A 21,318-nucleotide genomic window follows, 5' to 3' on the forward strand; every position below is an offset into this window, starting at 1 on the left:
TCACGGCAATTGCAATTGCACCTAGCCATCATGTTAGCGCTTCCTGCGATTGCGGCCTGAAGCTGTTGTCTTTACGAAACAATCGAGGCTTGTGCAAGCTGCCACAGGGCGTGGCAAGGCTTGTGCCAGTGCGGCGGGCGGCTTGTTGTGAAGATGCACTCGCCGGTTTAAGGTATAATTTCGATTTCCCGCGCGTGCCATTCGGCACCTTCAGCACAATGACCAAATTTGTATTCGTCACTGGCGGCGTCGTGTCTTCCCTGGGCAAGGGAATTGCGGCCGCTTCTCTCGCTGCGATCCTCGAATCGCGCGGTCTCAAAGTCACCATGCTCAAGCTCGATCCCTATATCAATGTGGATCCCGGCACGATGAGCCCGATGCAGCACGGCGAAGTCTTCGTCACCGACGACGGCGCCGAGACCGACCTCGACCTCGGCCACTACGAGCGCTTCATCAGCACCCGCATGAAGAAGGTGAACAACTTCACGACCGGCCAGATCTATGAATCGGTGATCCGCAAGGAACGCCGTGGCGAGTACCTCGGCAAGACCGTGCAGGTGATCCCGCACATCACCAACGAGATCCAGGATTACATCCGCCGCGGCGCCGAAGGCGTCGACGTGGCGCTGGTGGAGATCGGCGGCACCGTCGGCGACATCGAGTCGCTGCCCTTCCTCGAAGCCGCGCGCCAGCTGTCGCTGCGCGCCGGCCGCAAGTCGACCGCGTTTGTCCACCTGACCCTGGTGCCCTACATCGCGTCGGCAGGCGAACTGAAAACCAAGCCGACCCAGCACAGCGTGCAGAAGCTGCGCGAGATCGGCATCTCGCCGAACGCGCTGCTGTGCCGCGCCGACCGCCGCATTCCGGACGACGAGCGCGCCAAGATTTCGCTGTTCGCCAACGTCGAAGAGCAGGCCGTCATTTCGGTATGGGACGTCGACACCATTTATAAAGTGCCGCAGGTGCTGCACGACCAGGGCCTGGACGACATCATCCTCGAAGCCCTCGGCATCGAAGCGCCGCCGGCCGACCTGTCGATGTGGACCAAGTTGATCCACACGCTGGAAAACCCGAAGCACGAAGTCACCATCGGCATGGTCGGCAAGTATGTCGACCTGACCGAATCGTACAAGTCGCTGACCGAAGCGCTGCGCCACGCCGGCATCCATACCGAAAGCCGCGTCAACATCGAATACCTCGACTCGGAAGACATCGAGACGACCGGCTGTGCGCGGCTGGCCAAGTACGACGCCATCCTGGTTCCGGGCGGCTTCGGCAAGCGCGGCGTGGAAGGCAAGATCATGGCGGCCCGCTATGCCCGCGAAAACAAGATCCCTTACCTGGGCATTTGCCTGGGCATGCAGGTCGCGCTGATCGAATACGCGCGCCACATGGCGGGTCTCCCGAACGCGAACTCCACCGAATTCGATCTCGATACCGACCAGCCGGTCGTCGCCCTGATCAACGAGTGGCAGAACCACGACGGTAAAGTCGAGCAGCGCGACGCGGACTCTGACCTCGGCGGCACCATGCGCCTGGGCGCCCAGACCTGCGCGGTGAACCCGGGCACGCTGGCTGCCGAGATCTACGGCAGCGTCGTCACCGAACGTCACCGTCACCGCTACGAAGCGAACAACCACTACCTGCCGAAGGTGGAAGCGGCCGGCCTGATCGTCGCGGCGCGTACGCCGAACGAAGACCTGTGCGAAATCATGGAACTCCCGCGTACCGGCGAGAATGCGCACCCGTGGTACATGGGCGTGCAGTTCCACCCTGAATTCAAGTCGACCCCACGCAGCGGCCACCCGCTGTTCACCTCGTTCATCCAGGCGGCGCTCGCGCACCAGTCGGCCAATGCGCCGGCTGCTGCCAATGCACCCGCCTTGCAAGGAGACGCAGCATGAAACTTTGCGGCTTTGAAGTAGGCCAGGACCAGCCGATTTTCCTGATCGCCGGCACCTGCGTGATCGAATCGCGCCAGATGGCGATGGACGTCGCCGGTACCCTGAAAGAGATCACCGCGGCGCTCGGCATCCCCTTCATCTATAAATCTTCTTTCGACAAGGCGAACCGTTCGTCCGGCACGTCCTTCCGTGGCCCTGGCCGCGAGAAGGGGTTGGAGATCCTGCTTGATGTCAAGCGCACGATCGGCGTGCCTGTGCTGACCGACGTCCACACCGAGGAAGAGATTCCGGAAGTGGCGAGCATCGTCGACGTCCTGCAGACCCCGGCCTTCCTGTGCCGCCAGACCGATTTCATCAACGCCTGCGCCCGTTCGGGCCTGCCGGTGAACATCAAGAAGGGCCAGTTCCTGGCCCCTGGCGACATGAAGAACGTGATCGACAAGGCACGCAATGCGGCACGCGCGGCTGGCCTGAACGAAGACAATTTCATGGCCTGCGAACGCGGCGCCTCGTTCGGCTACAACAACCTGGTCTCGGACATGCGTTCGCTCGCCATCATGCGCGAATCGAACTGCCCTGTGGTGTTCGACGCGACCCACTCGGTGCAGCTGCCGGGCGGGCAGGGCACGTCTTCGGGCGGCCAGCGCGAACACATCCCGGTGCTCTCGCGCGCCGCGGTGGCAGCCGGCATCGCCGGCCTGTTCATGGAGACCCACCCGGACCCGGCCAACGCCCTGTCCGACGGCCCGAACGCCGTGCCGCTGGGGCGCATGAAGGAGCTGCTCACCACCCTGGTCGACCTCGACCGCGTGGTCAAGCGCTCGGGCTATCTCGAGAACAGCTTCAAGATCTGACCTAACTATTTAGCTCGAAAGTCGAGGCGCTCAATCAGCGCCTCGACTTTCATGTGCGACGATTTTCTTACTTTTCGGAGACTGAAACATGAGTGCTATCGTTGATATTATCGGCCGCGAGATCCTTGACTCGCGCGGCAATCCGACCGTCGAATGCGACGTGCTGCTGGAATCCGGCGTGATGGGCCGCGCGGCTGTGCCGTCGGGCGCATCGACCGGCTCGCGCGAAGCGATCGAACTGCGCGACGGCGACCCGAAGCGTTATTTCGGCAAGGGCGTGCTGCAAGCCTGCGAGAACATCAACACCGAAATCAGCGAAGCCATCATGGGCCTGGACGCCAACGAACAGGCCTTCCTGGACCGCACCCTGATCGACCTGGACGGCACCGAGAACAAGAGCCGCCTGGGCGCGAACGCGATGCTGGCCGTCTCGATGGCGGTGGCCAAAGCCGCCGCTGAAGAAGCGGGCCTGCCGCTGTACCGCTACTTCGGCGGCTCGGGCGCGATGCAGATGCCGGTGCCGATGATGAACGTCATCAACGGCGGCGCGCACGCCGACAACAACCTGGACATCCAGGAATTCATGATCATCCCGATCGGCGCTCCCTCGTTCAAGGAAGCGATCCGCTACGGCGCCGAAGTCTTCCACACCCTGAAGAAGATCCTGCATTCGAAGGGCCTGTCGACCGCGGTCGGCGACGAAGGCGGCTTTGCCCCATCGGTGGCGAACCATGAAGAAGCGATCAAGCTGATCATGCAGGCGATCGAAGAAGCAGGCTTCGAAGCGGGCAAGGATATCGCCCTCGGCCTGGATTGCGCGGCCAGCGAATTCTACAAGGACGGCAAGTACCACCTGGAAGGCGAAGGCCTTTCCTTGAGCGCAACCGACTTCACCAACATGCTTTCGACCTGGGTCGACAAGTACCCGATCATCTCGATCGAAGACGCGATGCACGAAGGCGACTGGGACGGTTGGGCAGTCCTGACCGCCGCACTGGGCAAGCGCGTGCAGCTGGTGGGCGACGACCTGTTCGTCACCAACACCAAGATCCTGAAAGAGGGCATCCAGAAGGGCATCGCCAACTCGATCCTCATCAAGATCAACCAGATCGGCACCCTGACCGAGACTTTTGCCGCCATCGAGATGGCCAAGCGCGCCGGCTACACCGCGGTGATTTCGCACCGTTCGGGCGAGACCGAGGACTCGACGATTGCCGATATCGCAGTCGGCCTGAACGCCCTGCAGATCAAGACCGGTTCGATGTCGCGTTCGGATCGCATGGCCAAGTACAACCAGCTGCTGCGCATCGAGGAAGACCTCGGCGACGTCGCCAGCTATCCTGGCCGTGACGCGTTCTATAATCTGAAGTAATTTCGTTGTATCCCGCGGGCCGCCCATCGTGGCGCGGCCCGCGTTCCTGATTTCTCTCCATGCGCATTATTACGCTCGTTCTCGCCGCACTCTTATTGATGATCCAGTACCCCCTGTGGCTGGGCAAGGGCGGCATGCTGGCCGTCTCCGACATGCGCGACCAGGTGCAGCTGGCGCAAGTCAAGACCGACGGGCTCAAGGCGCGCAACGCCAAGCTCGAATCGGAAGTGCGCGACCTGCGCGAAGGCACCGGCGCCGTCGAAGAACGCGCGCGCCTGGAGCTGGGCATGATCAAGCAGAACGAAATCTTCGTGCAGGTGCTGAGGAAAGACGAGCAGCCGACCGAATCGATGACGGTGCCGCCTCCGCCGCCGGCACCAAAGCCGGGCAAGGACGGCAAACCGCTTCCCGTGGCGGCGCACTGATCCCATGAATACCGATCCCGCAGCGTCCCTGACCACGCTCGAAGCACTGGCCGGCTACCTCGCCGCCGCCTTCGAGAGCGGCGACGCCGCCACCCTCACCGAGGCCTTCGCCCACGCGGCGCGCGCCGACGCCACGAGCGAGCTGGCTGCCGCAGCCGGCCTGCCGCAAGCCGACCTGCGCCATGCTTTCGCCACCGGCGAGATGAGCATGGCGGCGACGCTGGCGATCATGAAGGTGATCGATCTGCATATGCCGGGCGCGGCGCACTGAGGCGCAATAGCGGCTTCGCCGGATCCGCGAGACTGGTTAAAAAAAAGTATTGACAACTAGTTCATAGAATTAAAGAATGGCGTACGAGCAACATTTGCCGCGCACCATTTTTCGAAGCCTATGTCTATCCTGTCCCGCCTGCTGTTGCTGCCCCTGTTCGTCCTCGCCGGCCAGCCGGCTGCTGCGCAGGAGAGCGCAACACCCTCTACCACGATCAACATCGTCACCCGCAAAAATCCCGGGGATCTCCCGTACCGGTGGTTCATCCGCGCCCAGCGCCGGCTGCTGTCGGCCCTGCCTCCGCAGCCGCGACGGCTCGACCTGATGCACCGGATTTCCTTCACCGAACTGCCGCAGGCGCAGCGCGATGCCTATCTTCCGAAAAGCTGGGGCGTTTCCGTGGTGGGCACCACGGTCGACCAGGAAGTGGAAATCAGGCGTGGTGGCTACTTCCTGATTCCGGTGAATCCGGTCGCTTATGACGAAGACGCCACCGTCATGTTCAAGGAGCAGAGCCGGGCCAAGCGCGTCGAAACCGGCTGGATCGTCCGTCCAGACCCTGGCCAGCGCCTGCGCTATGCCGGCTTCGCCGGGGCGTTGAATGAAAGCAAGGCCGTGCAAAAAGAGATTTCGCTGTTCGACATGTCCCTGCGCATCGAAAAGCACGCCAAGCTCGACACCCTGAAAGCCTGATTTCTCGAGGCAGGCGGCCAGCTTCTCATCGCGGGCAAGCCAGCTGCCGATGCAGTGGTCGGCAACTGCGCCTTGCTGAAATTCGATCCGGCCCGCGCCGCCGGCGGCGAGGAGATCGAGTTCGCCGGCCTCCTCGACATCGTCACCCTCGTCGAGAGCCGCCATTACGCATCGAGTCTGTCGGCGCCGCCTGCCCATCAGTGAACGCAAGGCAGGCGGATTGCCCTAGAATGTTCGTTACCTCTTCACCCACAAGGAAGCCGATCATGAGCCAGCAACATGTCGCAGGACCGTTCGATGTGACCGTCACCCCGCAAGGCCAGCCCGAGGTACGCGACGGCGTGACCACCGGCCGCATGGCCATCGACAAGCGCTACCACGGCGAGCTCGAGGGCACCGGCGTCGGCGAAATGCTCTCGGCCATGACCACCACCGAAGGCTCGGCCGGCTATGTCGCCATCGAGCGCGTGACTGGCACGCTGCAGGGCCGCAGCGGCAGCTTCGTCGTCCAGCACAGCGGCACCATGGCGCGTGGGGCGCAGGCGCTGTCGATCACGGTGGTGCCCGATTCAGGGACCGGCGAGCTGGTGGGGATTGCGGGGACGATGCGGATCCGGATCGAGGAGCGCAAGCATTTTTATGAGTTCGATTTCGAGCTGCCAAACGCCTGAGCCGCGCGGCAAGCCATTCGTCTTACCTCAACCAATCCAGCACAGGAGCGACTAAAGACATGCGCGAATTAACGATACCGATTGAAAACGATGGCGACGAGAATGCCGTCGAGATGGCGCGGGTCTGGCTCGGCAACGGCACGTGCAATGTGTCCCTGTTCCTGGGAATGTATGAAGATGCGGAAGAGTGCGACGAGGATGAGCTGGAAGTATGGGGCAACATCCTGAGCGATATCGCACAGCACATCGCCAATGGCTTCAAGCAGAGCCATGACTGGGACGAAGTGGAGACCATGGCGCGGCTGCGGCGCAGTTTCAACGCCGCCATGAAGGAGCGTGCGCCGGGGCTGTCAGGGTACTTCCCCGACGAGCATTAAGAAGAAGCCTGCCAGCTCGGCAGGCCAGGGCAGGCAGTTGACGCCTGCCCCATGAGTCAACGCGCTGCCGGACTCAGTCCGACGAAGCATCACCCTGCATCGACCCCGCACCCTGCTCGAGGAAGGAGCGCAGCATCCACGCGTTCTTCTCGTGCACGTCCATGCGGGTGGTCAGCATGTCGGCGGTCGGGAAGTCGTCGAGTTCGTCGGCGACCTTGACGCCCGCGCGCAGTGTGCGGGTCAGGATTTCGTTGCCTTCGACCAGTTGACGGATCATGTCCTTGGCCGAGAGCACTTCCGGTTCTTCCTTGATGCTCGACAGCTCGGCATAACGCTTGTAGGTGGCCGGCGCGAAATGGCCCAGCGATCGGATGCGCTCGGCGATGTCGTCCAGCGCAGTCCACTGCTCGGTGTACTGTTCCTCGAACATCACATGCAGGCTCGAGAACATTGGGCCGGTCACGTTCCAGTGGAAGTTATGCGTCTTCAGGTAAAGCATGTAGGCGTCGGCCAGGACGGTCGAGAGCGAGTCGACGATTCTGGCGCGGTCTTCGGTGTTGATTCCGGTATCCATGTGCATTGCGGTTCTCCCCTGGTAAATGGCAGTGTTGGTTCAAATGGCAACACTGCTAACAATGCAACAGCTTAACACCGGCGGCGAAATCCTGTAGCACGGCGCCCCGTTTCAAATTCGGGACACAAACGGCCCAGCCTGAGTGCCGGCAGGATTGCGTACGTCGTTCCGAAAAGCGCTGTGTTACGGTTCAGTGTGATGGGGCAGCGCACGCGCAAATAACCGTGGAGGGGTCGGCATGGAAAAATTTCTGATCGTATTTCGGGGTGGAACCGCCGGAGAATCGGAAGGTCCGCCACATGAACCCGAACGCTGGCGTGCATGGTTCGGCGAACTGGGCGACGCCCTGCTGGACCCGGGCGCGCTGAGCCACGGCAGTGTGGAGGTGCCGACGCGGCTGATCGGCCCCAAGCTGAGCAGCAGTGCCTTGTCCGGCTATTGTCTCATTGAGGCAAGCGACTTCAACGATGCTGTCCGGCTGGCGGAATCGTCGCCCATTTTTGACGAGCACGGCTCGGTGGAAATCGCGCACCTGCGCGCTTAAGCCGGCTGCAGCGTCGCCAACAGGTCGCGCACCGGGGCCGGAATCGGCACCGATTTGCCGCCCGGCCGGTCCACGTACACATGCACGAAGTGGCCGGCCGCTGCGGGCAGCGGCTCGTCGTTGCGGTACAAGGCCAGTTCGTAGCGCACGCTCGAATTACCGAGCTTGGCCACGCGCACGCCTACATGGATCAGATCGGGAAACGAGATCGAACTGAAGTAGGAGCAACCCGTTTCGACCACGAAGCCGACAACGTCGTCCTTGTGGATGTCGAGCACGCCGCGGTCGATCAGGAGCTGATTGACCGCGGTATCGAAGAAGCTGTAGTAGTTGACGTTATTGACATGCCCGTAGCTGTCGTTGTCCATCCAGCGCGTCGGCAGCGCCAGGAAGTGGGGGAAGGCAGAGCGGGGTGTATCGCGCATCGTCAAAAGTCCTCGTTTCAGTGCTTGATTTCGCCCGGCGCCAGCAGTGCGTCGGCGGTCGTGGCGGCAGCGAACAGCTGGGCGCAGTCGACCTTGTCGAACGAATAGTGCTTGCCGCAGAAGTCGCAGTTGATGCCCAGTTCGCCCAGTTCGGTCAGCGCCGCTTCCACTTCCGGCTGGCCCAGCATTTTCAGCATGTTGCCGACTTTTTCGCGGTTGCAGCTGCAGTGGAATTGCGGGTGCTGCGGATCGAACACGCGGATCGTCTCTTCCCAGAACAGGCGGTTGAGCAGGGTTTCAATATCCGTGGTGAGCAATTCTTCCTGTTTCAGCGTGCTGCCGAGCACGACCGCGCGGTTCCAGGTCTCGAGGTCTTCCTCTTCGCTGGCCTGCACGGTCTGGTCGTCCTTGCCGCTGTGGCGCGGCAGCTTTTGCAGCAGCATGCCGCGCGAGACCTTGTCGTCGGCCGCCAGCCACAGGCGCGTATCCAACTGCTCGGAACGCATCATGTAGTTTTCGATGACGGTCGCCACGTTCTCGCCGTCGAGCGGAACGATGCCCTGGTAGGGCTGCTGGCCCGGCATCTTTTCCAGCGGGTCGAGCGTGATCACGAAACGGCCCTTGCGGTTGACGTTGAGCAGGTCGGTGAGGGTGGCGTCGTCCGCCACTTCAGCGTCCGGCGCCAGTTTTGCCGTGGCGCGGATGCGCAGCTCGGCGTCGCACTCGACCACCAGCAGGCGCACCGGGCCGTCGCCGTGGATCTGCATCACGATCGAGCCGTTGAATTTCAGGTTGGCCGACAGCAGGGCGGAGGCCGCCACCATTTCGCCCAGCATGGCGCGCACGGCCTTCGGGTAGCCGTGGCGGGCCTGGATCTCGCGCCAGGTGTCGGATATCTCGACCAGCTCGCCGCGCACGGCGGCGTTGTCGAAGATGAATTTCTGCAGGGTGTCCTTGGTTTCTACTGTCGTCATTGTCTATCCGATGTGCTTGAGCTGCGCCTTGAACAACTGGCCACGCGCCACATAACTGGCGGCGTTGCCTTGCAGGCGCAGCAGGTCTTCTTCCGTGAGTGTCCGCACTACTTTCGCAGGCGAACCCAATATCAGCGAGTTATCCGGGAACTCCTTGCCTTCGGTTACCAGGGCGCCGGCGCCGACCAGGCAGCCCTTGCCGATCTTGGCGCCATTCAGGATCACGGCCTGGATACCGATGAGCGAACCGTCGCCCACCGTGCAGCCGTGCAGCATGGCCTGGTGGCCGATGGTGACGCCCTTGCCGATCACGAGCGGGTAGCCCATGTCGGTGTGCATCACCGTGCCTTCCTGGACATTGCTGTTTTCGCCGATCGTGATGCGCTCGTTGTCGCCGCGAATCGTGACCCCGAACCACACCGAGGCGTTGGCCTCAAGGGTGACCTTGCCGATCAGGCTGGCGGAATCGGCGACAAAGGCCGACGCATCGATCTCGGGCGCATGCTCGCCCAGCTGGTAAATCGCCATGGATGTGCTCGCAAAAGGTTGAAGTACTGCTATTTTACGCCCTCGCGTCCGCTCTGGTTGCACATCGCCGATTGCGGGCAAGTGGGGGTGATGGGCAGGAATTCAACTGCATGCGTATAATCGGCAGCTTCGATCCGAACGATCGTACTTTTTTTAGCCTGCCATGACTCCTTCCCGTTCCGAATTCCTCACCATCCGCGGCCTGCGCACCCATGTGCGCCACTGGGGCCGCGAGGGCGCCCCGATCCTGTTCATGTCGCATGGCTGGATGGACATGTCGGCCTCCTTTCAGTTCGTGGTCGACCACCTGCAAGGCGACTGGCACGTGATTGCGAACGACTGGCGCGGCTTCGGCCTGTCCGAACGTTCGCATTCGGATACCTACTGGTTCCCCGATTACGTGGCCGACCTCGACGCCTTGCTCGCGCACTATTCGCCCGACGCGCCGGTGAACCTGCTGGGTCACAGCATGGGCGGCAATGTGGTGAGCATGTATGCGGGCGTGCGGCCCGAGCGCGTGAAAAAGCTGATCAACCTCGAAGGCATCGGCCTGGTGGGGGCCAAGCCCGAGCAGGCGCCGAAACGCATGGCCAAGTGGCTCGACGAATTGCGCACGCCGCCTGTCATGCGCGCCTATGCCAGCCTGGACGAGGTGGCGGCGCGCCTGCAGAAGACCAATCCGCGCCTGCCCGGCGAACGTGCCACCTTCCTGGCCGAGCACTGGTCGGCGCGTAACGATGCGGGCGAATACGAGATCCTGGGCGACCCGGCGCACAAGATGCCGGGGCCGCTGTTGTATCACCTCGACGAGGTGATCGCGATGTGGAAACGCATCAGCGCGCCGGTGCTGTGGATCGAGGCGGCGCAGACGGAGATGTGGCGCTGGATGGGGCTGCAGGAAGAGATGCGCGCGGAAGTCGACCGGCGCCTGGCGCACATGGCCAGCGTCGAGCCGCATATCGTGGCGGATGCAGGGCACATGGTGCACCACGACCAGCCGCAAGTGCTGGCGCGCCTGATCGAGGCCTTCCTCGCCAAGTAAGACGCGTTCGGCCGGTAGCCGCAGGATGCAAAGAATATTTGCATCCGCGGCTCAAACTGCAAAGAATATTTGCACCAGCCACTGGCCCGTTGGCAGGCAATCGGACGGCTACACGCCGCCCCGCGCAATGCGGCGTACAATGTTTGCTCGTCCAGAAAAGCGGTCCGCACCATGCTGAAAGTCGATCTCCACTGCCATTCCAATGTCTCCGACGGGGTGCTTGCACCCGCGCCGCTGGCGGCCTATGCGCGCAAGTGCGGGGTCGACGTCTGGGCCCTGACCGACCATGACGAAGTGGGCGGCATCAAGCTGGCCCGTGCGGCGGCGCTGGAGCAGGGCATGCGCTTCGTGCCGGGCGTCGAAATTTCGGTGACCTGGGCCAACCAGACCGTCCACGTTGTGGGCCTGCAGATCGACGAAGACAACCCCGCGCTGCTGGCCGGCCTGGCCAAGACCCGCCAGGGGCGCGACGCACGCGGGCGCGAGATCGCCGCGCAACTGGAAGAAGCCGGCATCCCGGACGCCTATGAAGGCGCATTGAAATTCGTCGGCAACCCGGACCTGCTCTCGCGCACCCATTTCGCGCGCTACCTGGTCGAATGCGGCAAGTGCGATACGACGACCGAGGTCTTCCGGCGCTTTCTCACCGAAGGCAAACCCGGCTACGTGCCGCACCGCTGGGCTTCGCTGACGGAAGCGATGGGCTGGATCCGCAGCGCGGGCGGGACGGCGGTGATTGCGCACCCGGGCCGCTACAAATTTTCGCAGACGGCCGAAGATGCACTGTTCGACGAATTCCGCCAGCTGGGTGGGACTGCGATCGAGGTCGTGACCGGCAGCCATACGTCGGACCAGTACGCCACTTACGCCGAAGTGGCGCGGCGCTATGGCTTTCTTGCCTCGCGCGGGACGGATTTCCATGCGCCCGGCGAGTCGCGGGTCGAATTTGATGCCTTGCCGCCGCTGCCGGCGGGCGTGACGCCGGTCTGGCGCGACTGGTTCTGAGGCCGATGCATGCGTCAACGCGACGCATGCTTTCGCGTGGGCACGGAGTGCCCACCCTACCGACCCCGGCCCAGTTTAAGCCGGTCATAAGCCTCCGCCCTTGAATTTTCCCTCCGGCACCCTTATCTTGGCATCCTGTTAATGTCATTCTGCCCCGGAGGCACGCCATGAAGCGCATTGTGTTATTCCTCGCCACCAACCTTGCGGTTGTGCTGGTGCTGACTGTCGTCCTGAACCTGCTCGGGGTCGGGCGGGCGGTGAGCGCACAGGGGATCGATGTCGGCGCGCTGGCGGTCTTCTCGCTGGTGGTGGGCTTCACCGGCTCGATCATTTCTCTTCTGTTGAGCAAACCGATGGCCAAGTGGTCGACCGGTGCGCGCGTCATCGAACAGCCGCAAAATTCGACCGAGCTGTGGCTGGTGAACACCGTGCGCCAGCTCGCCGAGCGCGCAGGCATCGGCGTGCCGGAAGTGGCGGTCTACGACGGCGAACCGAACGCCTTCGCCACCGGCGCGTTCAAAAATTCGGCGCTGGTGGCTGTTTCCACGGGCCTGCTGCAAGGGATGAACCGCGACGAAGTCGAAGCGGTGCTCGGCCACGAAGTGGCGCACATCGCCAACGGCGACATGATCACGCTCACGCTCATCCAGGGCGTGGTCAACACCTTCGTCGTCTTCTTCGCGCGCGTGGTCGGCTTCTTTGTCGACAAGGTCCTGCTGCGCAACGAAGGCGGGCGCGGCATCGGCTACATGGCGGCCGTCTTCGTCTGCGAAATCCTGTTCGGCCTGCTGGCTTCGATCATCGTCGCCTGGTTCTCGCGCCAACGCGAATTCCGCGCCGACGCAGGCTCGGCCCAGCTGCTGGGCAGCACGGTGCCGATGCAGAATGCGCTGGCCCGTCTCGCCGGCTTCCAGCCCGGCATGCTGCCTTCGTCGATGAGCGCGTCGGGCATTTCCGGCAGTGGCGGCGGCTGGGGTGCGCTGTTCTCGACCCACCCGCCGATGGAAGAGCGGATCGCCGCACTCCAGGCCCTGCGCCAGGGCGGTGCCCGATGAGCCAATTCTTCCAGATCCATCCCGAGAATCCCCAGAAACGCCTGATCGCGCAGGCGGCGCAAATCATCCGCTCCGGCGGCGTGGTGGCGCTGCCGACCGACTCGGCCTATGCGCTGGTCTGCCAGCTCGACGACAAGGCGGCCGTCGAGAAACTGCGCCGCGTGCGCGGCATCGACGACAAGCACCACCTGACGATGCTGTGCCGCGACCTGTCGGAAATCTCGAAGTACGCGCGTGTCGACAATGCCCAGTACCGCATGCTGAAAGCGACCATGCCCGGCCCCTACACCGTGATCCTGGAAGCCACGCGCGACGTGCCGCGCCGCCTGTCGCACCCTTCGCGCAAGACGATCGGCCTGCGCGTGCCGGAAAACCTGATTACGCTGGCGCTGCTCGAGGAACTGGGCGAGCCGCTGATCGGCACGACCTTGCAGCTGCCTGGCGACGAGCACATGCTGTCCGACCCGGACGAGGTGCGCGAGCGCCTGGAAAAGCAGATCGAGCTGGTGATCGACGGCGGGGCCGGCATGCTGGAAGCGACGACGATCATCGACCTCACGGGCTCCGAGCCCGTCCTCGTGCGCGAAGGCCGGGGCAACCCCGCCGCCTTCGGCCTGTAGTGGGACCTCGATGAACCTACTGCGCGTCGAACTTTTGGCCTGCGATGCTCGCTGTACGCTTGTACAGCTGCGCTTCTCGGCCAAAATTTCTTCCGCTCGCTACGGTTCCTCGAGGCCCTGTTAGGCCGCTGGTTTTTATTACTCATTTCTAACCCATTTACGGGCTGCCTGGCTCTGAGGCCCGGCTCTGCTAGAATCGCTCCCCTATGGATGAAATCATTCGCAATATCGCAGTCTATGCGCTGCCCGTTCTGTTCGCGATTACCCTGCACGAAGCCGCCCACGCCTACGCCGCCCGTTATTTTGGCGACAATACGGCCTATGCGCAGGGTCGCATGACCTTGAATCCTATTTCGCATATCGACCTGTTCGGCACCATCATCATTCCGATCGCGCTCTACCTGACCTCGGGTTTCGTGTTCGGCTATGCCAAGCCGGTGCCGGTCCAGTTCGGCAACCTGCGCAATCCCAAGCGCGACATGGCCTGGGTGGCGCTGGCCGGGCCCCTGGCCAATCTCTTCATGGCCGTGATGTGGCTGATCTTCGCCGTGGTACTGACGGCGACCGGCGTCAGCGAGGATTTCCCGCACAAGGTCGCGCAGGCCGGCATCGTGACCAACCTGCTGATCTTCGCGTTCAACCTGTTCCCGCTGCCGCCGCTGGACGGTGGGCGCGTCCTGACCAGCATGCTGCCGCATGGCCTGGCCTTTAAATTTGCCAAGATCGAGCCCTACGGCTTCTTCATCCTGCTCGCGCTCCTGTACTTCAACGTGCTGGCCTTCTGGGTGCAGCCTGTGATGTGGCTGGGCGCGCAAGCGGTGAAATTCATCGCTTCGCCCTTCACCTTCTTCCTGACCTGATGCATACGCCAACGCTCGAGGCTTCCCCGTGGGTGAGCCGCTTCGCAGCAAGCGTGCCGGCCGGCGAAGTGCTGGACCTGGCCTGCGGCAGCGGGCGCCACGCGCGCCTGTTCGCCGCGCTCGGTCACCCGGTTGTGGCTGTCGACCGCGATCCCCAGGCCCTGGCGCTGGCCGCCGGCCCCGGCATCACGACGCTGGCCATCGACCTGGAAGAAGAGGGCGCGCGCTGGCCCTTCGAAGCTGGCCGCTTCAAGGGCATCGTGGTCACGAATTACCTGCACCGCCCCCTGCTGGCCGACCTGGTGAAGAGCCTGGCGCCGGACGGCATGCTGATCTATGAAACGTTTGCTCTCGGCAACGAAGCCTTTGGCAAGCCCTCGAATCCGGCTTTCCTGCTGCGTCCCGGCGAGCTGCTCGAGCTTGCCATGCAGGGCGGCTTGACCGTGCTGGCCTACGAGGACGGCGTGCTCACGCAGCCAAAGCCGGCGCGCGTGCAGCGCTTGTGCGCAGCTGGGCCGGGCCTGGTGCAAACCGAGGTAAAGCTCGACCATTTAGTTGGTCGGGAATGAACCATATTGGCGGACGATCCGCTACAATCAGATTTTTATTTTTCGGCACGTTCCACTGATTATGATTAAGGGCAGCATTGTAGCAATCGTCACGCCGATGTTCGAAGACGGCAGCCTCGACAAAGACGGCCTGCGCACATTGATCGACTGGCACGTGGACGAAGGTACCGACGGCATCGTCATCGTCGGCACCACCGGCGAATCGGCCACCGTGACGCCGGAAGAGCACGTCGAGCTGATCAAGCTGACGGTCGACCACGTGGCGGGTCGCATTCCCGTGATCGCCGGCAGCGGCGGCAATTCCACCGCGGAAGCCATTTCGCTCACGCGCGCCGCGAAGGAAGTCGGCGCCGACGCCTCGCTGCAGGTGGTGCCGTACTACAACCGTCCGACCCAGGAAGGCATGTACCGCCACTTCAAGGCCATCGCCGAAGCGGTCGACCTGCCGGTCATCCTGTACAACGTGCCGGGACGCACCGTTGCCGACATGAGCAACGAAACCATTGCGCGCCTGGCGCCGATCGACAATATCGTCGGCGTGAAAGATGCCACAGGCAATATCGGCCGCGGCATCGAACTGCTGCGCATGGTGGATAAATCGTTTGCCGTCTATTCGGGCGATGACCCGACCGCAATGGCCCTGATGTTCTGCGGCGGCGCCGGCAATATTTCCGTCACCGCCAACGTGGCCCCGCGCGCCATGCACGAGCTGTGCATGGCCGCCATGTCGGGCGACATCGCCCGCGCCATCGATATCAACAACCGCGTGCTCGAGCTGCATGCCAAGCTCTTCGTCGAGCCGAACCCGGTGCCGGTCAAGTGGGCACTGGCCGAGATGGGCAAGATGCCGTCCGGCCTGCGCCTGCCGCTCGCGCCCCTGTCGAGCCCATTCCACGATACCGTCCGCGCTGCCCTGCGTGCCGCGGGCCTCGTTCCGCAATCCTGACTCCCGCAAGGGTCTCCGTTTACAGAGTTGACACCGTAACGATATGACTAAAAGCAACAAGACTTCCGCGCCCGTGCGCGTGCTGGCCATTGGCGCCGTGGCGCTGTCCCTGGCGGCATGCACCACCGTTTTCGAATCCGACAAGGTGGACTACAAGTCGTCCAAGAAAGCCGCCGCGCTGGACGTGCCGCCGGACCTGACCCAGCTCCAGAAGGACAACCGCTACGCCGTGCCGGAAGGCCGCGGCGTCGCCACCGCGTCCGGCATGCAGCAGGGCCCTGCCGCCCAGCCGGGCATGGTGGCCATGCCTGCCGCGGGCGGTGCAACCGTCGGCCCGGTCGCCACCGAAGCCGTGCGCGTCGAGCGCGCCGGCGACCAGCGCTGGCTGGTGGTCAAGCAGTCGCCTGAACAGCTCTGGCCGCAGGTACGCCAGTTCTGGACCGACGCGGGCTTCACGATGGCCACCGAATCGGCCACGACCGGCATCATGGAAACCGAGTGGAACGAAAACCGCTCGAAGATCCCGCAGGACATCCTGCGCCGCACGCTCGGCCGCGTGTTCGACAGCGCCTATTCGACCGGCGAGCGCGACAAGTTCCGCACCCGCCTCGAGCGCCTGCCGGACGGCTCGACCGAGATCTACATCAGCCACCGCGGCGCCGAAGAAGTGCTGACCGGCCCGGCGAAGGAATCCACCGCCTGGACCGTGCGCCCGAACGATCCGGCCCTCGAAGCCCAGTTCCTGGCCCGCCTGGTCGCGCGCCTGACCGGCGCCACCGAGCCGGAGGCAGTCAAGACTGCCGAGACGACCGTCGCCAACGCGATCGTGGCGCCGCAGCACGCCAAGCTGCTGGGCGACCGCGTCGAAGTCGACGAAGGTTTCGACCGCGCCTGGCGCCGTGTCGGCCTGGCGCTCGACCGCGTCGGCTTCACCGTCGAAGACCGCGACCGCGTGCAGGGCGTGTATTTCGTGCGCTACGTCGATCCTGACGGCGCGCAGAAGGATGGCTTCGTCAAGCGCCTGTTCAGCTTTGGCGACTCCGACAAGGCCAAGGAAGCCCAGCGCTACCGCGTGCTGGTCAAGGCCGAGCCGAACGCCAGCGTCAGCAACGTGACCGTGCAGGACGGCACCGGCGCGCCGGATACCTCGCCGACCGGCAAGAAGATCCTGTCGCTGCTGAATGACGAGCTGAAATAATCGTCAGCGCTGCAATAAAAAACCGGCCCTTGTGGCTAATGCCGTTCAGTTAAGGTAGTTTTTTCACCTTACGTACAGCATAGCGCTTCGGCGTTGCCTTGATGGCCCGGTCGCATTTGCGACCGGGCCGTTCGTCTTTTAGAAGGCTAACCAGCCTTTCACGCAAGTGCTTCATCAATGCAGGTAACTTCCCATAGGACCTCGTCACGCCAGCCCAATGCAGTTCAAACTGGATTAGGTGGAAGGCGCGGATGAAACTGACCTCGGTTGGCTCGCACTTGACCGCCAGCGCAGCCTTGGCGATTTCAAGGCGGATGAGGTTGTAGGCGATCAGCGTGCCCCAGATTTCCTGGTAGACACCGTCCACGGTTTTCGACCGCAAGGTCAGCGCCATGCCCAGCATTGTCTGCTTAAGTTCTCGATAGCTGGTCTCGATTCCCCAGCGCTTGTCGTACAAGGCGGCGATGTCGGCCGGCTTGTAACGCTGACGGTCGCGCAGTGAAGTGAGCAAGACGCGTTTGCGCGCCTGGGCGTCGACAACAGTGATGGCGCGCGCTTCCCAGAATTCCGGCAGCTCCGGAGATTTCTTCCTTGCTTGCGGCGATACGCGCATGCGCACTACTTCATCGTTGTCGCTGCCATCGACCACTTCCCATTTGGTATTGGACTTGGCCGGGATAAGGAAATGCCGCTCAGCGCCACTGCCAGTCAGGCTGCACAAAATCTCGGCCGACAGGAAGCCCCGGTCGAAGACGGTAAGCGATTGTTCCGGAATCGCTTCGATCAGCTGCTTCGCGTAAAGCATTTCGTTGGTCGAATAAGGACCGAACGCGGCGCTGTACACCAAGTGTGTCGTCAGCGCAGTGAGCGTGACCCCGCGAACTTGCGGATAGCTCGCGACCGTGCCGCCGACATAGCCCTGTGCACCGAAATGCTCCCGGTTCTTCTCTGTATCGTGGGTACGCAAGGTTGTGCCGTCCATCGCGAACAGCTGCAGCCCCTTGAATAGATAGGCGCGCTTGTCTTGCGCCACCCAATTTCTGGCTGAATGATCGAACAGCCACTTCAACGGCTCGGCCCCGACACGCTGGCGCGCCTGCGCCGCTGCACTCTTGCTCACGAACGGCGTCTGCTCGCTCGGTATCGCCAGGCCGAGATCGTCGAGCACCTCGCCGATCGACTTGTGACGGTAGAGCGCCAGCGCCACCATTAGCCAAACCACCTGCTCGGCAGGCAGCCGTCGATGGCGGATACTGAGTGCATCCGTGCTCGCAAGGGCCTGCTCGATCCATTCAAAAGGAAGATGATCTCCCAGCCTTGCCCAATCGGGAGCTTCTAGGTGATTTGCGAGAAAATGTAGGGTATCGTCGAACATGGCGACGAAGGTTAACAGCGATTCGTCGCGTTTACAACGACGAAAAAAAATGCCGCTCAGTCTTAACTGAACGGCATTAGGCCCTTGTGGCCGGTTTTTTTTATGCCCATCGTTGGCAGCCGCGCGCTCTACCAACCCCGAACGTACAGACGAAAAAAAACCGGCCCGCAGGCCGGTTTTTCCATCAGCGAGTAGCTGATTACTTCTTTGCAGCGTCAGCAGCGACGTCAGCAGCGGTCGAAGCGGCCGAAGCAGCGTCAGCAGCAGCAGCCGAAGCGGTTGCAGCAGCAGCAGCAGCGTCAGCAGCTGGGGTAGCAGCAGCGTCGGTGGTGGTGGTGGTGGTCGTCGTTGCTGGAGCAGCAGCGTCGGTGGTGGTCGTTGCAGCAGGTGCTTCAACAGCAGCTGGGGTGGTGGTGGTGGTGGTGGTCTCTTCTTTTTTCGAGCAAGCAGCCAGAGCAACAGCCATCAGGGAAACGATCAGCAGGGATTTTTTCATGGTTTTTCCTTAATTAAGTTAGAACTTTTGTTGCGATTAATAATTACCGGTAATTATCGCTCTTTTGGAATTCTCGTGGCTTTCATACTGGTAACAGTGCCTGATAGACAACGGAACCTTCCTAACCCGATATTATAGCCAAATTTACTGCTTCGCAATAGAAAACACATGCCAAAATGGAAGTATTTTGTGTCTTGATAAGCTTCATTTTGTTACAAGATGCTACAAAGGTCAAGATTCGTCTTTACATGTTGATTTACAGACAATTTACAGTCCCGTGACAGTCGGTGGGAGAGTTGGACCGGACTCTTCCCAAAGCGCCTCGAAACGGTATGCCGGCAACTCGACAGCCGCCGGGTTATCGAAGGCCGCTTCGCCCCGCATGTGGTCACAGTGAAAACGCCGCACCACATGCAGGCCATCGGCCAGTGTAAACGAGTCGGACAGGTGCCGCAACGAACGCGGACTGCGGCGGCATTCGACCCGTTCACTGTAATAACGCACGATACCCAGAAACCGTGGACAAGCGCGCTCGATATAAATTGTGTCGTGCAGCGCCAGGCGCAATATGCCGCCATTGCGCAGGAAAGCGCGCAGCGTTGCTTCGACATCCGGCGCGTCCAGCGGATAGACGGAAAAGTCGGGATCGAACAGCTCCAGCCGGTGCGTGGCCCTGCCGAGCAGCGCCCGCCACTGCGCCTGCAGGGCCAGGCGGGTGTCGAAGGGGATGGGCGCCGGCGCGGTCATCGTTTAGCCCAGCTCGACCCAGCCGTCGCAATACCAGGTGTAGAGCGCTTCCAGCACGTCGTCCGAGGCCTGGGCCAGCGCTTCGCCCGACAGCCTGCGTTCGTTGGCCAGCACGTCGAGGACAATTTTGTCCGTACGGCTCACGGCAAACGATTCGCCGTTGATGAAGACGTGCTTGCCGCGGTAGAGCATCAGCGACTTCGGCGACAGTTTCAGGCCGCGTTTTGCCGCCGTCTCCATGAAGCGCCCGACAACGAGGGGCTTGGCGGGCGGCGTGAAGAACACGTTGTGCTTCGGCTCGGACATGTACTCGCCGAAGAAGACCGTGACGTCTTCCTCGTCGAAACGCACCTTGTTCAGTTCTTCGGTCACGCTGGCGAGCATCTCGCGCGGGATCTCGGCCGGGTTCCTGGCCGGCTGCAGGCCAGGGTCGGCATAGCGGCCCGGCAGGTCGATCGAATCGGCCATGAACTGCAGGAAGGCTTCGCCCAGTTCCTGGAACGAGGGCGCACGGAAACCGATCGAATAGGTCATGCATTCGCCCTCGGCCACGCCGTCGTGCGCGTAGTGCGGGGGCAGGTAGAGCATGTCGCCCGGCTCCAGCACGAATTCCTCATCAGGCGTAAAGTTCGACAGGATCTTGAGCGGCATGCCTTCGACCAGCGACAGGTCCTGCTGGGCGCTGATCTTCCAGCGGCGCTTGCCGTGCGCCTGCAGCAGGAACACGTCGTAGGAATCGAAATGCGGGCCGACGCCGCCGCCATCGGTGGCGAAGCTCACCATCAGGTCGTCCAGGCGCGCGTCGGGCAGGAAGCGGAACTCGCGCAGGAGCGCGTCGGCGCGTTCGTCGATCAGGTTCACGCCCTGCACGAGCAGCGTCCATTCACGCTGGGTACGCGGCGGCAGTTTGGGCAGGGGACCATACTGCATGTCCCACTGGCCGTCGACATTCGTCACCAGGCGCGACTCGACGTGGTTTTGGCTAGCTGCCTCGGCGAGCTTGTCGAACTTGAGCAGCGGCTTGAAACCGGGGATGGCATTGCGGATCAACAGCGGCTTCTTGTGCCAGTAATCGCGCAGGAACTGGGCGGGGGTAATGTTCCCCAGGAGCTGTAATTTTTTCATGCGCCATTATAACCAGCGCCGCTACAGGAGGCGGCGAGGGAAGTTATAATCCGCTCCTTACAACGAAAGGAAACGCGATGAAGATTGCCAAGAATACGGTCGTGACGGTCAACTACAAGCTGTCGGACGCACAGAACAACCTGATCGAAGAAGGCTCGCAGCCGATGGTCTATCTGCATGGTGGTTACGAAAACACCCTGCCGAAGATCGAAGAAGAACTCGACGGCAAGGAAGTCGGCTATGCGTCGACCCTGCAGGTCGAGCCGGACGACGCCTTCGGCGACTACGATGCCGAGCTGGTCAAGGTCGAAGACCGCAAGCTGCTGCCTGAGCCGCTGGAAGTCGGCATGCAGTTCGAAGGCATGGCCGATGGCGGCGACGACGAGCCGATGATCTTCACCGTCACCGAAATCGCCGACGACAAGGTCGTCCTCGACGGTAACCACCCGCTGGCCGGCATGGCCCTGCGCTTCGAGCTGTCGGTCGTCGACGTGCGCGCCGCGACCGATGAAGAGATCGCCCACGGCCACGTGCACGGCGCCCACGGTCACCACCACGGTGAAGACGGCGACGACGACGGCGAAGAGGGTGACCACTTCCGTAGCCAGCCGCTGCACTGATTGAATTGTTCGATGACCGGGGGCGAAAGTCCCCGGTTGTACGTTGTG

General features: G+C 62.6%; 26 protein-coding genes. 19 read left to right on the forward strand and 7 right to left on the reverse strand.

Annotated features, from left to right (window positions below):
* Window positions 1-218 precede the first annotated feature (218 nt).
* The 9 genes from pyrG to NMB41_RS07190 all read left to right on the forward strand — a co-directional run bounded on the left by pyrG (window position 219) and on the right by NMB41_RS07190 (window position 6,567).
* On the forward strand, window positions 219-1,904 hold the full coding sequence (gene pyrG / locus NMB41_RS07150) for a CTP synthase (protein ID WP_494381780.1): 1,686 nt from the start codon (window positions 219-221) through the stop codon (window positions 1,902-1,904).
* Window positions 1,901-2,758 (forward strand): 3-deoxy-8-phosphooctulonate synthase, encoded by an 858-nt coding sequence (gene kdsA / locus NMB41_RS07155; protein ID WP_494381781.1) that lies wholly within the window; start codon window positions 1,901-1,903, stop codon window positions 2,756-2,758. The genes pyrG and kdsA overlap by 4 nt, the downstream gene beginning before the upstream one ends.
* A gap of 88 nt (window positions 2,759-2,846) precedes the next feature.
* Complete coding sequence (gene eno / locus NMB41_RS07160) at window positions 2,847-4,130, forward strand: phosphopyruvate hydratase (protein WP_494381782.1); 1,284 nt, start codon at window positions 2,847-2,849, stop codon at window positions 4,128-4,130.
* Between the two features lie 59 nt (window positions 4,131-4,189).
* Window positions 4,190-4,555 (forward strand): cell division protein FtsB, encoded by a 366-nt coding sequence (gene ftsB, locus NMB41_RS07165; RefSeq protein ID WP_494381783.1) that lies wholly within the window; start codon window positions 4,190-4,192, stop codon window positions 4,553-4,555.
* A 4-nt stretch (window positions 4,556-4,559) separates the two neighbouring features.
* Entirely contained in the window at window positions 4,560-4,826 is a 267-nt protein-coding gene (locus NMB41_RS07170; protein WP_494381784.1) for a helix-turn-helix domain-containing protein, read from the forward strand.
* Between the two features lie 120 nt (window positions 4,827-4,946).
* On the forward strand, window positions 4,947-5,519 hold the full coding sequence (locus tag NMB41_RS07175; RefSeq protein ID WP_494381785.1) for a hypothetical protein: 573 nt from the start codon (window positions 4,947-4,949) through the stop codon (window positions 5,517-5,519).
* 72 nt (window positions 5,520-5,591) lie between these two features.
* Window positions 5,592-5,723 carry a hypothetical protein gene (locus NMB41_RS07180; protein WP_494381786.1) on the forward strand — a complete coding sequence of 44 codons (132 nt, stop codon included), beginning with the start codon at window positions 5,592-5,594 and terminating at the stop codon, window positions 5,721-5,723.
* Window positions 5,724-5,785: 62 nt separating this feature from the next.
* The gene (locus tag NMB41_RS07185; protein WP_494381787.1) at window positions 5,786-6,190 is read left to right on the forward strand and encodes a DUF3224 domain-containing protein; all 405 of its coding nucleotides are present in this window, start codon (window positions 5,786-5,788) and stop codon (window positions 6,188-6,190) included.
* Between the two features lie 59 nt (window positions 6,191-6,249).
* Window positions 6,250-6,567 (forward strand): DUF5076 domain-containing protein, encoded by a 318-nt coding sequence (locus NMB41_RS07190; RefSeq protein ID WP_494381788.1) that lies wholly within the window; start codon window positions 6,250-6,252, stop codon window positions 6,565-6,567.
* 73 nt (window positions 6,568-6,640) lie between these two features.
* Here the strand turns inward: NMB41_RS07190 and NMB41_RS07195 are convergent, their stop codons facing one another.
* Window positions 6,641-7,147, reverse strand: coding sequence for a Dps family protein (locus tag NMB41_RS07195; RefSeq protein WP_494381789.1), 507 nt, complete (start codon window positions 7,145-7,147; stop codon window positions 6,641-6,643).
* Between the two features lie 232 nt (window positions 7,148-7,379).
* On the opposite strand from NMB41_RS07195, the gene NMB41_RS07200 reads away from it, so the two are divergent.
* Window positions 7,380-7,685, forward strand: a complete 306-nt coding sequence (locus NMB41_RS07200; protein WP_494381790.1) for a YciI family protein — start codon at window positions 7,380-7,382, stop codon at window positions 7,683-7,685.
* Here the strand turns inward: NMB41_RS07200 and NMB41_RS07205 are convergent.
* Genes NMB41_RS07205 through NMB41_RS07215 form a run of 3 tightly spaced genes read right to left on the reverse strand, consistent with a single transcriptional unit; the run spans window position 7,682 to window position 9,612 of the window.
* A complete protein-coding gene (locus NMB41_RS07205) occupies window positions 7,682-8,110 on the reverse strand; it encodes an acyl-CoA thioesterase (RefSeq protein ID WP_494381791.1) in 429 nt (142 codons plus the stop codon). The two genes, NMB41_RS07200 and NMB41_RS07205, sit on opposite strands and share 4 nt — an antisense overlap.
* A gap of 17 nt (window positions 8,111-8,127) precedes the next feature.
* Window positions 8,128-9,084 carry an Hsp33 family molecular chaperone HslO gene (gene hslO / locus NMB41_RS07210; RefSeq protein ID WP_494381792.1) on the reverse strand — a complete coding sequence of 319 codons (957 nt, stop codon included), beginning with the start codon at window positions 9,082-9,084 and terminating at the stop codon, window positions 8,128-8,130.
* A 3-nt stretch (window positions 9,085-9,087) separates the two neighbouring features.
* The gene (locus tag NMB41_RS07215; RefSeq protein WP_494381793.1) at window positions 9,088-9,612 is read right to left on the reverse strand and encodes a gamma carbonic anhydrase family protein; all 525 of its coding nucleotides are present in this window, start codon (window positions 9,610-9,612) and stop codon (window positions 9,088-9,090) included.
* A gap of 163 nt (window positions 9,613-9,775) precedes the next feature.
* On the opposite strand from NMB41_RS07215, the gene NMB41_RS07220 reads away from it, so the two are divergent.
* From NMB41_RS07220 to bamC, 8 genes are all read left to right on the forward strand, one after another.
* Window positions 9,776-10,654, forward strand: a complete 879-nt coding sequence (locus tag NMB41_RS07220; protein ID WP_494381794.1) for an alpha/beta fold hydrolase — start codon at window positions 9,776-9,778, stop codon at window positions 10,652-10,654.
* A gap of 171 nt (window positions 10,655-10,825) precedes the next feature.
* Window positions 10,826-11,659 carry a 3',5'-nucleoside bisphosphate phosphatase gene (locus NMB41_RS07225; RefSeq protein ID WP_494381795.1) on the forward strand — a complete coding sequence of 278 codons (834 nt, stop codon included), beginning with the start codon at window positions 10,826-10,828 and terminating at the stop codon, window positions 11,657-11,659.
* A 167-nt stretch (window positions 11,660-11,826) separates the two neighbouring features.
* Window positions 11,827-12,714 (forward strand): protease HtpX, encoded by an 888-nt coding sequence (htpX, locus tag NMB41_RS07230; protein WP_494381796.1) that lies wholly within the window; start codon window positions 11,827-11,829, stop codon window positions 12,712-12,714.
* Entirely contained in the window at window positions 12,711-13,334 is a 624-nt protein-coding gene (locus NMB41_RS07235) for an L-threonylcarbamoyladenylate synthase (RefSeq protein WP_494381797.1), read from the forward strand. The genes htpX and NMB41_RS07235 overlap by 4 nt, the downstream gene beginning before the upstream one ends.
* A 206-nt stretch (window positions 13,335-13,540) precedes the next feature.
* Entirely contained in the window at window positions 13,541-14,194 is a 654-nt protein-coding gene (locus NMB41_RS07240; RefSeq protein WP_494381798.1) for a site-2 protease family protein, read from the forward strand.
* On the forward strand, window positions 14,194-14,763 hold the full coding sequence (locus tag NMB41_RS07245) for a class I SAM-dependent methyltransferase (protein ID WP_494381799.1): 570 nt from the start codon (window positions 14,194-14,196) through the stop codon (window positions 14,761-14,763). Before NMB41_RS07240 ends, NMB41_RS07245 begins: the two co-directional genes overlap by 1 nt.
* A gap of 61 nt (window positions 14,764-14,824) precedes the next feature.
* Entirely contained in the window at window positions 14,825-15,709 is an 885-nt protein-coding gene (gene dapA / locus NMB41_RS07250; RefSeq protein WP_494381800.1) for a 4-hydroxy-tetrahydrodipicolinate synthase, read from the forward strand.
* Window positions 15,710-15,752: 43 nt separating this feature from the next.
* Window positions 15,753-16,907 carry an NlpB/DapX family lipoprotein gene (bamC, locus tag NMB41_RS07255; protein ID WP_494381801.1) on the forward strand — a complete coding sequence of 385 codons (1,155 nt, stop codon included), beginning with the start codon at window positions 15,753-15,755 and terminating at the stop codon, window positions 16,905-16,907.
* A 49-nt stretch (window positions 16,908-16,956) separates the two neighbouring features.
* Here the strand turns inward: bamC and NMB41_RS07260 are convergent, their stop codons facing one another.
* The 3 genes from NMB41_RS07260 to NMB41_RS07270 all read right to left on the reverse strand — a co-directional run bounded on the left by NMB41_RS07260 (window position 16,957) and on the right by NMB41_RS07270 (window position 20,650).
* Window positions 16,957-18,282 (reverse strand): IS4 family transposase, encoded by a 1,326-nt coding sequence (locus NMB41_RS07260; RefSeq protein WP_494378265.1) that lies wholly within the window; start codon window positions 18,280-18,282, stop codon window positions 16,957-16,959.
* 763 nt (window positions 18,283-19,045) lie between these two features.
* Window positions 19,046-19,525, reverse strand: a complete 480-nt coding sequence (locus NMB41_RS07265) for a DUF7931 domain-containing protein (protein WP_494381802.1) — start codon at window positions 19,523-19,525, stop codon at window positions 19,046-19,048.
* Between the two features lie 3 nt (window positions 19,526-19,528).
* On the reverse strand, window positions 19,529-20,650 hold the full coding sequence (locus NMB41_RS07270; protein ID WP_494381803.1) for a ribosomal protein uL16 3-hydroxylase: 1,122 nt from the start codon (window positions 20,648-20,650) through the stop codon (window positions 19,529-19,531).
* A 77-nt stretch (window positions 20,651-20,727) separates the two neighbouring features.
* On the opposite strand from NMB41_RS07270, the gene NMB41_RS07275 reads away from it, so the two are divergent.
* On the forward strand, window positions 20,728-21,270 hold the full coding sequence (locus NMB41_RS07275; protein WP_494381804.1) for an FKBP-type peptidyl-prolyl cis-trans isomerase: 543 nt from the start codon (window positions 20,728-20,730) through the stop codon (window positions 21,268-21,270).
* Window positions 21,271-21,318: the final 48 nt, after the last annotated feature.

This window comes from Massilia sp. FBCC-B171, from assembly GCF_059134155.1.

Excerpts from the sequence above, each read along its gene's own strand:
- pyrG (WP_494381780.1), top strand. The coding sequence starts at position 219 with ATGACCAAATTTGTATTCGTCACTGGCGGCGTCGTGTCTTCCCTGGGC.
- kdsA (WP_494381781.1), top strand. The coding sequence starts at position 1,901 with ATGAAACTTTGCGGCTTTGAAGTAGGCCAGGACCAGCCGATTTTCCTG.
- eno (WP_494381782.1), top strand. The coding sequence starts at position 2,847 with ATGAGTGCTATCGTTGATATTATCGGCCGCGAGATCCTTGACTCGCGC.
- ftsB (WP_494381783.1), top strand. The coding sequence starts at position 4,190 with ATGCGCATTATTACGCTCGTTCTCGCCGCACTCTTATTGATGATCCAG.
- NMB41_RS07170 (WP_494381784.1), top strand. The coding sequence starts at position 4,560 with ATGAATACCGATCCCGCAGCGTCCCTGACCACGCTCGAAGCACTGGCC.
- NMB41_RS07175 (WP_494381785.1), top strand. The coding sequence starts at position 4,947 with ATGTCTATCCTGTCCCGCCTGCTGTTGCTGCCCCTGTTCGTCCTCGCC.
- NMB41_RS07185 (WP_494381787.1), top strand. The coding sequence starts at position 5,786 with ATGAGCCAGCAACATGTCGCAGGACCGTTCGATGTGACCGTCACCCCG.
- NMB41_RS07190 (WP_494381788.1), top strand. The coding sequence starts at position 6,250 with ATGCGCGAATTAACGATACCGATTGAAAACGATGGCGACGAGAATGCC.
- NMB41_RS07195 (WP_494381789.1), bottom strand. The coding sequence starts at position 7,147 with ATGCACATGGATACCGGAATCAACACCGAAGACCGCGCCAGAATCGTC.
- NMB41_RS07200 (WP_494381790.1), top strand. The coding sequence starts at position 7,380 with ATGGAAAAATTTCTGATCGTATTTCGGGGTGGAACCGCCGGAGAATCG.
- NMB41_RS07205 (WP_494381791.1), bottom strand. The coding sequence starts at position 8,110 with ATGCGCGATACACCCCGCTCTGCCTTCCCCCACTTCCTGGCGCTGCCG.
- hslO (WP_494381792.1), bottom strand. The coding sequence starts at position 9,084 with ATGACGACAGTAGAAACCAAGGACACCCTGCAGAAATTCATCTTCGAC.
- NMB41_RS07215 (WP_494381793.1), bottom strand. The coding sequence starts at position 9,612 with ATGGCGATTTACCAGCTGGGCGAGCATGCGCCCGAGATCGATGCGTCG.
- NMB41_RS07220 (WP_494381794.1), top strand. The coding sequence starts at position 9,776 with ATGACTCCTTCCCGTTCCGAATTCCTCACCATCCGCGGCCTGCGCACC.
- NMB41_RS07225 (WP_494381795.1), top strand. The coding sequence starts at position 10,826 with ATGCTGAAAGTCGATCTCCACTGCCATTCCAATGTCTCCGACGGGGTG.
- htpX (WP_494381796.1), top strand. The coding sequence starts at position 11,827 with ATGAAGCGCATTGTGTTATTCCTCGCCACCAACCTTGCGGTTGTGCTG.
- NMB41_RS07235 (WP_494381797.1), top strand. The coding sequence starts at position 12,711 with ATGAGCCAATTCTTCCAGATCCATCCCGAGAATCCCCAGAAACGCCTG.
- NMB41_RS07240 (WP_494381798.1), top strand. The coding sequence starts at position 13,541 with ATGGATGAAATCATTCGCAATATCGCAGTCTATGCGCTGCCCGTTCTG.
- NMB41_RS07245 (WP_494381799.1), top strand. The coding sequence starts at position 14,194 with ATGCATACGCCAACGCTCGAGGCTTCCCCGTGGGTGAGCCGCTTCGCA.
- dapA (WP_494381800.1), top strand. The coding sequence starts at position 14,825 with ATGATTAAGGGCAGCATTGTAGCAATCGTCACGCCGATGTTCGAAGAC.
- bamC (WP_494381801.1), top strand. The coding sequence starts at position 15,753 with ATGACTAAAAGCAACAAGACTTCCGCGCCCGTGCGCGTGCTGGCCATT.
- NMB41_RS07260 (WP_494378265.1), bottom strand. The coding sequence starts at position 18,282 with ATGTTCGACGATACCCTACATTTTCTCGCAAATCACCTAGAAGCTCCC.
- NMB41_RS07265 (WP_494381802.1), bottom strand. The coding sequence starts at position 19,525 with ATGACCGCGCCGGCGCCCATCCCCTTCGACACCCGCCTGGCCCTGCAG.
- NMB41_RS07270 (WP_494381803.1), bottom strand. The coding sequence starts at position 20,650 with ATGAAAAAATTACAGCTCCTGGGGAACATTACCCCCGCCCAGTTCCTG.
- NMB41_RS07275 (WP_494381804.1), top strand. The coding sequence starts at position 20,728 with ATGAAGATTGCCAAGAATACGGTCGTGACGGTCAACTACAAGCTGTCG.